Here is a 12,756-nt window from a genome sequence, read left to right as displayed (position 1 = left end):
CGCTGGGGTCAGCGCATGCTCCCCGCGAAAGAGACTTCGATCTTCGGTGACGCTATCGGCGGGTCATTAAATTTCGATGAAACGCCTGTTCTTGCGACGTGCCACTGTGTCAGCGCGCGCCGAAGTCTTCGCACCGGCCGATCCAGTACCGACACCAGGCGGGGTAAGGCTCAGGAAGCCGGTTTGTCCGCCAGCTGCTCGAGGCGGGCCATCTCCACGTCGAGGGCGGTTTGCGCCCGGCTCACCGTCTCCGAGCTGTATCCGCCGCTCGACCGGGCTCGCTGAAGGCGTTCGGACTGTTCGGTGAGGACACGCAGGCGCAGCCGCAGATATTGGTGGACGTCGGTAGCCGAGCGGCCGACCGGCGCCTTGCCCGGAACGCGCACGTCCGAACGCACCCGCTCCAGGACCGCCTCGCTGAACGGCCCCTCGGCCGGATCGTCCAGAACGGAGTTCGCCGCCTCGGCGAGCTCGGTCATGAGCCGGACGTACTCCTGACGCGCCCGGTCCGGGTCCTCCGCGGGCACCCGCGCCGCGCGGATCACCGCCGGGAGCGTCATTCCCTGCACCAGCAGCGTCGTGGTCGCCACCACGTAGGCGATCAGGACCAGCAGAGCTCGATCCGGGGTGTCCTGCGGAAGTGTCTGCGCCGCCGCGAGGGTGATGGCGCCGCGCATCCCCGCCCAGCCGAGCACCACCCCGCCGCGCCAGCCCAGGGTCTCGGTCAGCCGGAACTCGACGTCGGCGGCGGCGCGATCGAGCCGTTTCCGGAAATGCGCCACCCGTCTCGGTGACGCTTTGTCCAGTCGCTCGGTGACGGCGGCATTCGACTCGTCGCCCCGCAGCACCGCCTGTGTCGTTTCCAGCCGCGGTTTGAAGCGCGCGGCTTTCCGCTGCTCACGGTACAGGCCGGCGACCAGCGGTCCGACGAACACGACCCGCGCGACGATGACGAGAGCCGACGCGGCCAGGCCGATGACGAGCGCCCGCCAGACGCTCGATCCGTCCTCGTGCGCCTCGTCGATGAGGGTCTTCACGCTGAGTCCCATGAGCAGGAACATCCCGCTCTCCAGCAGGAAAGCCGCGGTGCGCCAGTTGACGGTCTCGGCGAGGCGGTCCGTCGCGCGCAGATGTCGCGGGGCGAGATGGCCGGTCACCAGTCCGGCGACGACGACGGCGAGCACGCCAGAGGCACCGGCCTCCTCCGCGGGCAGGAAGGCGATGAACGGGACCACGAACGAGATGGCGGTGTTGAGCACGGCGTTGCCCAGCAAGGCGCGCGCCCGGACGTTGACGATCCCGACCAGGATCCCGATCCCGACCGCGACGACGACCGAGAAGGCGAACTCGCCGACGACGCCCCAGACGGACACCGACCCGGCGACCGCGGCGACGGCGGACCGCAGCAGCACGAGCGCCGAGGCGTCGTTGACCAGCCCTTCGCCTTCGAGCACGGTCAGCAGCCGCGGTGGCAGACCGAGCCGCCGACCCACGGAGCTCGCCGCGACGGCGTCGGTGGGGCTGATGACCGCGCCGAGCGCGAACGCGGCGGGCCACCCGATCCCCGGCACCAGCCAGTGGAACAGCCAGCCCGCGCCCAGTGTCGTCCCCACCACGAGCAGGACCGCGAGGCCGGTGATCGGCCGGATGTTCCGCCGGAAGTCGACCATCGGCATGTTCACCGCCGCCGAATACAGCAGCGGCGGGAGCACCCCGGCGAGGATCAGCTCGGGTTCGACCTCCGGATGCGGGACACCCGGCAGAAAGCTCAGCCCGATACCGGCCACCACGAGGCTCAGCGGAGCGGCCAGGTTCAGCCGTTCGGAGAACGCGGCCACCACCACGATGAGGACGACGCCGAGGACGGCGACGAGAGTCAGGTTCACCGGCTGTACGTGTCCTCTCGCGTTCGCGGCACTCCGAACGTGTCCATTGGTGACACGACGGCGCCGCACCCGCAAGTCGGAGCGGTGAGGTCCGGGTATCGAGATCTCCGAGTACGACCGGCCGCGACCGAAGACCCCGGCACCGTCGAGCGGCACGAAGACGCTCTCGCCGAGCACGGCTACCACCGGCATCACAACGCAATCACCGACCGGCTGCTGTACGTCCGCACGCACATCCTGCACGTCGTCACGAAGGGCAGCTGGCCGACGCGGCACGGTACGCCGAACTCAAACGGGCGATCGTGGCCGCCGGAATCGGCCCCGCCCAGTACGCCGCGGCGAAGACGGAGCTGATCCAGGAGCTGACCGACCGGGCCCGCCGCGCGCTGGGCCTGCCCTCGATTCCGGTGTGGGAGAAGTGAACGAGGCTCAGTGGCTCCCGAAGAGCTCGGTCAGCCAATCGTGTAGCGCGGCCGCGGCCGCCTCCGCGTGTTCGGTGAGCAGCGTGTAGTGATTCCCCGGCAGATCGACGGTCCGTACGCAGAGCGCGGTCGGGAACTGCTCGTCCGCGGTGAACCCCGGCAAGCCGGGCAGGGACTCCGCGGCCCGCAGATGCAGGGTCGGCGTGCGGATCGGAACCGGCTCCCAGGTGTCGAAAAGCGTGACGTACCGGCCCATCGCGCCGAGCTGGCTCGCCATCGAACCCGTCTTCCCGCCGGCGAACAGTTCCTGTCGTCCGGCTTGTTCCTGCATGAAGCGCCCGCGCACCTCGTCGCGGTCCGAAGCGGGCAGGTAGATGTCCACCAGCACGACGGCGTCCGCGGGGCGGTTCCGCTGCTCCAGATACTCGGCGAACGCGCGGGCGACCCAGCCGCCCGCGGAGTAGCCGACCAGCACCAGCGGTCCGTCGCCCACGTGCTCGTCGAGCGCGCGGCGCTGGGCTTCGAACAGGCTGGGCAGGTCCGGGGGCAACGGCTGGCCGTCGGTGAACCCCGGCGGCCACATCGTCCACATGTCCCGGGGCCGCTGCATCGCGGGAGCGATGAACGAATACGCGGCGTCGGTGATCGGCGAGACCGGCGGCACCGCGCAGACCAGCGCGGGACCACCCGAACCGACGGACAGCCGCGAGATCCCCACCAAGGCGGCCGCGTCCGACGCGTCGTCGAACGACTCCCTCAACCGCCCGGCCATCCTGGCCAGACCCATCGCGTCGTGCGGCCGTCCCTGCTCGACACCCCGCAGATACAGCGAAACCAGACTGTCCGAATCGGACTCGTCCGTCGCGGCCCCGCCGGAGCCGTTCTCGGGCACCTCGTCCGCGAGGAATTCCGCCAGCTCCTCGACCGTCGGGTAGTTGAGCACGTCGGTCAGCTGGAGGTCGACACCGGTCGCGCCCGCGATCCGGTTGCGCAGTTCCACGGCGGTGAGCGATTCGAAACCGAGGTCGCGGAAGGTGTCGTCCAGCGGGACTTCACGTCCCCGCGGGTACTTCAGCACCGCGGCGACATGTCCGCGGACCAGCCGGACCAGGCGTGCCCGCCGCTCCTCCGGCGACAGGGCGGCCAGGTCGGTGTCCGGCTCGGCGTGGTCCTCCCCCGCCGTTCCACCGTCCCCGAACTCCGGCAGGATCGGCTCGAGCCAATACCGGTCGCGCTGGAACCGGTAGGGCGGAAGATCCACCTGGCGTGCCCCGCTGCCCTCGAACACGACCCGCCAGTCCACCTCGACCCCGGCGACATGGGCTTCGGCGACGGCGCGCAGGAACCGGGCCGGACCGCCTTCGCCACGTTGCAGCGTTCCGAGTACCGAGGCGGTCGCACCGCTCGCGTCCAGGGTCTCGCGCATCGCGCCGGCGAGCACCGGATGCGGGCTCACTTCGAGCAGCACCCGGTGGCCGTCCCGCAGGAGCGTGGTGGTCACCTCGTCGAACCGGACCGTTTCCCGCAGGCCTCGGTACCAGTACCCGGCGTCCAGCGGTTCGCCGTCGAGCCACCGGCCGGTCCGGCCGGAGACGAACGGCAGCACCGGGTCTGACGGCACCAGCGGCGCCAGTTCGCGCAGGACGGTGTCCCTGATCCGCTCGACATGAGCCGAATGCGACGCATAGTCGACCGGGACGCGGCGCGCCCGCAGGCCTCGCTTCCCGCATTCGCCGAGCAGTTCCGTCAGCGCGGCCGGGGTACCGGAGACCACTGTGGACAGTGCGCCGTTGACCGCGGCGACGGTGAGCTCGCCCGGTACCCCGTCGATGAGTTCGGCCGTCGCTTCGGCGCCGAGAGCGACCGAGACCATCCCGCCGGTTCCCGACAGCGCCGTCAGCGCACGGCTGCGCAGCGCGGCCACCCGCATGGCGTCGGAAAGGCTCAGGCCACCGGCGATCCAGGCCGCCGGGATCTCCCCCTGCGAGTGACCGGCGACGGCGGCCGGCTCCACACCGTGCTGCCGCCAGAGCCGGGCGAGCGAGATCATCACGGCCGCCAGCACGGGCTGGACGACGTCGACACGATCGAGTGACGGCGCGCCCTCGGCCTGGCGCAGGACGTCGACCAGAGACCAGTCGACGAACGGCGTCAACGCCTTCTCGCACTCGACGATCTGCTCGGCGAACACCGGTGAAGCGTCCAGCAGGTCCACCGCCATGCCTTGCCATTGCGCACCCTGCCCCGGGCAGACGAACACCACACCGGAGTCCGGGATCGCGGTGCCTTCGACCACGAACGGCGACGGTTCCCCGGAGGCGAGCGCGGAAAGGCCGGAGACGAGTTCCTCGCGATCGGCGCCCAGCACCACCGCGCGGTGCCGATGATGGGTTCGCGTCGTGGCGAGCGAATACGCGACGTCGGCCGGGTCCGCGTCACCGAGTTCGTCGAGCAGCTTCTTCGCCTGGGCCGCGACCCCGGCCGCTGTGGCCGCGGAAACCGCCCACGGCAGCAGCGGCGGAGGAGCGCCGGCTCCGGCTTCCTCCGAGGACTCGCCCTGTTCGAGAATGAGATGCGCGTTCGTTCCGCTCATCCCGAACGACGAGACGGCGGCGCGGCGGGGACGGCCGGTCTCCGGCCAGGGAACGGTTTCGGTGGTCAGGCCGATCCCACCGCCGTCCCAGTCGACGTGCGGCGTGGGGCGGTCGAGATGCGGCAATGGGGGCACGAGACCGTGACGCATCGCCATGAGCATCTTGAGCACGCCGGCGATCCCGGCGGCGGCCTGGGTGTGCCCCACGTTGGCCTTGGCCGAACCGACGAGCACCGGCTCGGCACGGCCCTTCCCGTAGGTGGCCTGCAGCGCCTGCGCCTCGATCGGATCGCCCAGCTTCGTGCCCGTGCCGTGGGCTTCGATCACGTCGACGTCCTGTGTGGACAGTCTGGCGTCGGCGAGCGCGTCGGTGATCACCCGCTGCTGCGCCCGCCCGCTGGGCGCGGTGAGACCGTTGGAGGCCCCGTCCTGGTTGACCGCCGACCCCTTGAGCACGGCGAGCACCCGGTGCCCGTTGCGCCGCGCGTCGGAGAGCTTCTCCAGAACGACGATCCCGGCGCCTTCCGCCCAGGCGGTGCCGTCCGCCGCGGCGGCGAACGGTTTGCACCGGCCATCGGGTGCGAGGCCGCGCTGCTGGGAGAACTCGATGAACCGGATCGGGCTCGGGATGAGGGTCGCGCCGCCCGCGAGCGCGAGGTCGCATTCGCCGTTCCGCAGCGACCGGGCGGCCAGGTGCATCGCCACGAGCGAGGACGAACACGCCGTGTCCAGGGTGATCGCCGGGCCCTCGAAACCGAAGAGGTACGACACCCGCCCGGAGGCGACACTGGCCGCGTTGGCGATCGAGACCTGCCCGACCAGATCGACCGGCACCTCCTCCACCCGGGAGGCGTAATCGCCGCCGACCAGGCCGGTGAACACGCCGGTCCGGCTGCCCCGGAGGCGGGCCGGGTCGACCCCGGCGGACTCCAGCGCGTGCCACGAGACCTCCAGCAGCAGCCGGTGCTGCGGGTCCATCACCAGCGCTTCGCGCGGCGAGACGCCGAAGAATCCCGCGTCGAACTCCGTCGCCGATTCGATGAACCCGCCATGGCGGACATACGACTTCCCCGGCGCATCGGGGTCGGGATCGTGGATCTCCGCCAGGTTCCAGCCTCGATCGGAAGGGAACTCCGAGATCAGGTCCCGTCCCTCGACGAACACGTCCCACAGCTGTTCGACCGATTCGACCCCGCCCGGGAACCGGCAGCCGGCGCCCACGATCACCACCGGGTCGGCCTCGGCGCTTTCGAGGCGGTTCAACCGCTTCTTGGTCTCGTACAGCTCCGCCGTCACCCGCTTGAAGTACTCGACGAGCTTCGGGTCATCGGACATGACTAGGCCCCCACGGTTTCGTCGTCGTCACTGGCACGCCCGAACTCCCGGTCGACGAAGTCGTACAGTTCGTCGACGGATGCGGACCGCAGCGTGTCCTCCGCGTCGCCGGAACTCTCGCCTTCCAGCTGCGTCAGCAGGGCTCGCACACGCGCACTCAGCGTCGGGCGCACTTCCGCGTCCTCGTCCAGCTCGGCGACAGTTCGTTCCAAAGCGGTCAGCTGAGCAAGAGCGGGCGAAGGTGCCGGAGCCGCGGGAGCACCGGAGTCGGCGATCTCCGTGCCGAGGTAGCCGGCCAGGGCGTTCGCCGTCGGGTGGTCGAAAACGAGTGTCGGCGGCAACCTGAGGCCCGTGGCCGCGGTGAGCCGGTTGCGGAGCTCGACGGAGGTCAGGGAGTCGAAACCCAGTTCGCGGAAGGGGGTTTCGGTGGGCACCTCGTCGCCCGACGCGTAGCCGAGGACGGCCGCCAGGTGACTCCGAACGAGCGACACCAGCTGCCGTTCGCGCTGGGCCTCCGGCAGCGAACCCAGCCTCCGGATGAGCGCGTCGGGTGCCTCGGTGGGCGTGTCCTGGCGGCGGCCCGCAGCCACCCGCCGGGCGGAGCCGCGGACGACGTCCCGCAGCAACGGCGGGATGCCGTCGCCCAGCCCGGAGATCGTGCCGAGGTCGAGCCCGAGCGGCGCGAGCAGCGCCCGGTCCGAGTCCTGCGCCGCGTCCCAGAGGGCGAGGCCCTGCGCCGCGGTCAGCCCGCGAACGCCGGTTCGTCCCATCCGGGCCCAGTCCGCCGCGCTGAGCCCGCCAGCCATCCCGCCGCGCTCGTCGGAGTCGTCGCCTGGCGCCCAAAGTCCCCAGGCGAGCGAAGTGCCGGGCAGGCCGGAATCCTGTCGCCATCTCATCAACGCGTCGGCGAAGGAGTTCGCGGCGGCGTAGGCGCCCTGTCCGGCGGCCCCGAAGATGCCCGCCGCGGAGGAGAAGCAGACGAAAGCGGCGAGGTCGAGGTCCTTGGTGAGTTCGTGCAGATGCCAGGTTCCGTCGAGTTTCGGCCGGAGGGTGGCGTCGAGCTGCTCGTCGGTCAGGGTGGTGACGACACCGTCCGCGAGCACCCCGGCCGCGTGCACGACCGCGGTGAGCGGGTGTTCCGGTGCCACGGCGGCCAGCGCGGCTTGGACGTCGCCACGGTCGGCGACGTCACCCTTGACGACCGTGACCTCGGCGCCGAGGCCGGACAGCTTGGCGATCAGATCGCCGGCGCCGGGAGTGTCGTCGCCGCGGCGGCTGAGCAGCATGAGGTGCCGCGCGCCCCGGCGTGCGAGGTGCTCGGCGATCAGGCCGCCGAGCCAGCCCGTACCGCCGGTCACCAGGACCGTGCCGTCGGGGTCGGGTTTCCGCGGCACGGTGAGGACCACCTTGCCGACGTGTTTCGCCTGGCTGACGTGCCGGAGCGCTTCCCCCGCGCGCCGGAGGTCGTAATCGCGGCGCGGCGGCATGGTGAGCACGCCTCGGCCGAACAGCGCCGAGACCTCGGTCAGCATCTCGCGGACCCGGTCTTCGCCCGCGGACGCGACCAGGTCGTACGAGTGGTAGCGGACGCCGGGATGGGCCGCGGCCACCGCTTCGGGATCGCGGACGTCGGCCTTGCCGATCTCCAGGAACCGTCCTCCCGGAGCGAGCAGGCGCAACGACGCCTCCAGGAACTCGCCGGTCAGCGAATTCAGCACCACGTCGACCCCGCGGCCGCCGGTCGTCTCCCGGAACCGGGTTTCGAACTCGACCGTCCGCGAGGAAGCGATGTGCGCGTCGTCCAGTCCGAGCCCCCGCAGCGTGTCCCACTTGCCTTCACTGGCCGTGGCGAACACCTCCGCCCCGAGATGCTTCGCGAGCTGGATCGCCGCGATACCGACACCGCCCGCGCCGGAATGGATCAGCACGGACTCGCCCCGCCGGAGCCCGGCGAGATCGGTGAGTCCGTAGTACGCGGTGAGGAACGTGATCGGGACGGAAGCCGCGGCCTCGTACGACCAGTCCGGGGGAACCGGCGCGAGCAGCCGGTGATCGGTGACCGCCACCGGACCCATCGCGCCGGTGAACACGCCGAACACGGGGTCGCCGGGGCTGAGATCGGACACGCCGTCGCCCGTTTCCAGGACCACCCCGGCGGCTTCCGCTCCCGGTACCGCCTTCCCGGGATACATGCCGAGTGCGACCAGGACGTCGCGGAAGTTGACCCCCGCGGCCCGGACGCCGACCCGGACGTCCAGCGGCCCGAGCGGTCCGAGCACCTCCGGACAAGGCAGGAGGGCCAGGTTGTCGAGTGTGCCGTGCCCGGTGCTGTCGAGGCGCCAAGCCGGTTCCGCCGGGACCGGCAGGAGCCCGTCCGCCGCGACCGGATGCAACCGGGGGATCAGTGCCGTCCCGGCCCGGACGGCGATCTGTGCCTCGCCGGTCGCGAGCGCGGCCGGGATCGCGTCGTCCACGGGTCCGTCGGTGTCGAGCAGCACGATCCGGCCCGGATGCTCCGCTTGGGCCGAGCGTGCCACTCCCCAGATCCCGGCGACCGTCAGGTCGATCCGGTCCCCGGCCACCGCGGCGACGGCGCCGCGAGTGGAAAGCACCAGTTTCGCGTCGGCGAACCGGTCCGCGGAGAGCCAGACGCGCAGCACTTCGGCGACCTCGGCCAGCGCCGCCCGGGCCGACGGCACCACCGAACCGTCCTGTGTGGACATCGGGACGACCACGGTCTCCGGGACCGGCCCGCCCGCGGCGATCAGCGCGGCGAGCCCGGCGGAGCCCGAATCGAGCAGGACATGCCCGCCGACACCCGCCGCGGCCTGCCCGCCGGCGGGCACCCAGTCCAGCCCGTACAGCGAGTCGTCCACATCCGGCGCGCCGAGAGCCGACCGTTCGGCGACCGGCCGCCACGCGAGGTTCTCGATCGTGGCCACCGGCGCGCCCGCGCCGTCGGCGAGGGTCAGTGCCACATGCCCGTCGGCACCGGTGACCCGCACCCGCAGCATCGACGCCCCCGCCGCGTGCAGGGTCAGCCCGGACCAGGCGAACGGCATGCTGCCGGAGCCCTGGTTGATCGAATCCAGGAACGGGCCGAGCCCGACGGCCTGGAGCGCGGCGTCGAGCAAGGCCGGATGCAGACCGTAGCCGTCGGTCAGCGACCGGTCCCCTGGCAGTTCGATCTCCGCGAACAGCTCCGCGTCCTCACGCAGCCAGACTTTCTGAAGACCGCGGAACACCCCTTCGTACCCGAACGCCAGCACGACTTCCGGGTCGTCGTAATAGCTGCCATCGAAGGGAACCGGTTCCGCGTCCGGCGGAGGCCATTCGGTCAGCCCGTCGCCGGCGGGCGCGGTGCGGACCCCCAGCAGCCCGGCGGCATGGGAACGCCAGCCCCCGACATCGGCGCCGTCGGGCCGGGAGAACACCCGGACGGGACGGCTGCCGGAGTCCAGCGGTTCGCCGACCAGCACCTGGATCCGAACCCCGCCCTCGTCCGGCAGGGTCAGCGGGGTCTCCATCGTGAGCTCTTCGATCACGTCGCAGCCGACCTGTTCGCCGGCGGACAGCGCGAGTTCCACGAACGCCGTGCCCGGCAGGATCACGGTGTCGTGGGCGCGGTGGCCGGCCAGCCAGGGCTGTGCCCGCAACGAGATCCGGCCGGTGAGCACGACACCGCCGCCGTCGGCGAGGGTCAGCGCGGCACCCAGCAGCGGATGCCCCGACGGGAGCAGACCTGCCGCCTGGACGTCGGCGGTGTCCGCCTCCGGCGCGATCCAGTAGTGCTCGCGCTGGAAGGCGTAGGTCGGCAGTTCGACGGGCGAGGGCGCGACGGGGGCGAGGACCGCCGCCCAATCCACTGACACCCCTCGGGCGTGCAGCGCGCCCACCGCCCGCAGGACGGCTTCGGCCTCGTCACGGTCGGTGCGCACGGCCGGGATCGCGACCATTCCCGGTTCACCGCCGTCGGGCGGCGGCACCATCGCGGACAGGACCGCGGCCGGGCCGAGCTCCAGCAGGGTGGTGATCTTCGCTTCCCGCAGGGCGGTCAGGCCGTCGTGGAACCGGACGGCCGCTCTCGCGTGCTCGACCCAGTACCGGGGAGACGCCAACAGCTCCGCCGTCGCCGGCTCCCCGGTCACGTCGGACACGATCGGGATGGACGGCGGGTGGTAGGTGAGTTCGCCGAGCAGGGCTTCGAATTCGGCGAGCATCGGCTCCATCCGCGGAGAATGGAAGGCGTGGCTGACGCGGAGCCGCTTGGTCCGGCGCCCACGGCCTTCCCAAAGCCGTTCGAGACCGGCCAGCGCGTCCTCGTCCCCGGACAGCACCACGGACTCCGCGGTGTTGATCGCCGCGATCGAAACCCGGTCCTCGAGACCGGCCAGATCGGGCAGGACCTCCGCTTCGGTCGCGTCCACCGAGACCATCGCCCCGCCCTCGGGCAACGCCTGCATCAGGCGTCCTCTGGCGGCGATCACCCGGCAGGCGTCGGGCAGGGACCAGACCCCGGCGACGTGCGCGGCGGCGATCTCCCCGACCGAATGCCCGAGCAGCTGATCCGGGCGCACGCCCCACGACTCGACGAGCCGGAACAGGGCGACTTCGAAGGCGAACAACGCGGGCTGGGTGAATTCGGTGCGGTACAGCAATTCCGCTTCCACCGAGCCGGTTTCGGCGAACATGATCTCGCGCAGTGGCCGGGCCAGGTGCTTGTCGAGTTCGGCGCAGACGGCGTCGAACTCGGCGGCGAATACGGGGTACTCGGCCGCGAGCCGGCGTCCCATCCCCGGTCGCTGAGCGCCTTGACCGGTGAACAAGAAGGCGAGTGAACCGTTGCCGGTCACGTCTTCGACGACGGCGCCGCTCGCCGCGCCTTCCGCGTAGGCGTTCAGCGCGGTGGCGAAGTCTTCGGCGGTCCTGCCGAACGCAACCGCCCGGTGCCGGAAACCGACCCTCGTGCGGGTCAGCGCGCCCGCGATGTCGGCGGGAGCGTGGTTTTCGGCGAAGGATGCCAGCCTGGCCGCCTGACCACGCAGCGCCGCCCCGGTCTTGGCGGAGATCACCCACGGCAGCACCGGAAGCGACCCGGTCGCCGCCACCGAGGCCGCCTCCTCGGCGGGTGCCTCCTCGATCAGCAGATGGGCGTTCGTGCCGCTGATGCCGAAGGAGGACACGCCACCTCGCCGCGGTGTCGTCGTCGCCGGCCACGGCACCGGCTGGGTGAGCAGTTCGACCGCACCCTTCGTCCAGTCCACTTTGGACGACGGAGCGTCGACGTGCAGGGTCTTGGGCAGTTCACCGTGTCGCATGGCCATGATCAGCTTGATCGCACCAGCGACCCCCGCCGCGCCCTGGGTGTGCCCGATGTTCGACTTCAGCGAGCCGAGCCGCAGCGGGCGGTCCGGCGACCGGTCCTTGCCGTAGGTCGCGATCAGCGCGTTGGCCTCGATCGGGTCGCCGAGGGTGGTGCCGGTGCCGTGCGCGTCCACCACGTCGACGTCCTGTGCGGACAGTCCGGCGTCGGCGAGCGCCGCCCGGATCACCCGCTGCTGCGCGGGCCCGCTGGGCGCGGAGAGACCGTTGCTCGTCCCGTCCTGGTTCACCGCGGACCCACGGAGCAGCGCCAGCACGGGATGCCCGGCACGACGGGCGTCGGACAGTCGTTCGAGCAGGAGGAGACCGGCGCCTTCGGCCCAGATCGCCCCGTCCGCCCCGTCGGCGAAGGATTTGCACCTGGCGTCGATCGAGGTCACGCCCTGGCCGCAGAACTCCGTGAAGGTGTCCGGTGTGGCCATCACGGTGATCCCGCCCGCCAGCGCCATCCCGCACGCGCCCTCGCGCAGCGCGCGGACGGCTTCGTGGATCGCCACCAGCGAGGAGGAACAGGCGGTGTCGACGGTCACCGCGGGCCCTTCCAAACCGAAACAGTAGGAGATCCGCCCCGAGATGACACTCGAACTGTTGCCGGTGATGCCGTGCGGGGAGTACTCCTTCGACCCCTTCCACACCAGCTCGTAGTCGTTGCCGGTAGAGCCGACGTACACGCCGGTCCGGCTGCCGCGCAGCTCGTCCGGGTCGATCCCGGCGGACTCGAACGTCGCCCACGCGACCTCCAGCAGCACCCTCTGCTGGGGATCCATCACGAGCGCTTCCCGAGGGGAAATGCCGAAGAACCCGGCGTCGAAAAGTGCCGCGTCGTGCAGGAAACCACCTTCGCGGACATAGGAGCGGCCGGATCTTCCCGCGTCCGGATCCGGGTCGTATAGCTCTTCGAGATCCCAGTGCCGGTCGTCCGGGAACGGCGTGATCGCGTCGCCCCCGTCCCGGACGAGTTCCCACAGCCCGGACGGGGAGTCGATGCCACCGGGAAGGCGGCAGCCCATCCCCACCACGGCGATGGGCTCGTGCGCCCGGCTCTCCACCTCGCGAAGCCGGTCCTGGGTACGACGCAGTTCGGCCGTGACCTTCTTCAGGTACTGGCGGGTCTTGTCCTCTGCAGACATCAAAGCTC

2 protein-coding genes and 1 pseudogene are annotated in these 12,756 nt (G+C 71.3%); all 3 read right to left on the bottom strand.

Features of this window, described 5'->3' with window-relative positions:
* Positions 1–170: 170 nt before the first annotated feature.
* A complete protein-coding gene (locus ACZ3HL_RS24310) occupies positions 171–1,886 on the bottom strand; it encodes a cation:proton antiporter (RefSeq protein ID WP_465533894.1) in 1,716 nt (571 codons plus the stop codon).
* 429 nt (positions 1,887–2,315) lie between these two features.
* Positions 2,316–6,137: pseudogene (locus ACZ3HL_RS24305) on the bottom strand (type I polyketide synthase); the annotation flags it as partial.
* A gap of 101 nt (positions 6,138–6,238) precedes the next feature.
* Positions 6,239–12,751: an SDR family NAD(P)-dependent oxidoreductase gene (locus ACZ3HL_RS24300; RefSeq protein ID WP_465533892.1), complete on the bottom strand. Its 6,513-nt coding sequence runs from the start codon at positions 12,749–12,751 to the stop codon at positions 6,239–6,241.
* Positions 12,752–12,756: the final 5 nt, after the last annotated feature.

Source organism: Amycolatopsis sp. NPDC000009, from assembly GCF_055563465.1.
Note: the sequence above shows the minus strand (reverse complement) of the source record. Positions and strands in the feature narration are given on the sequence as shown.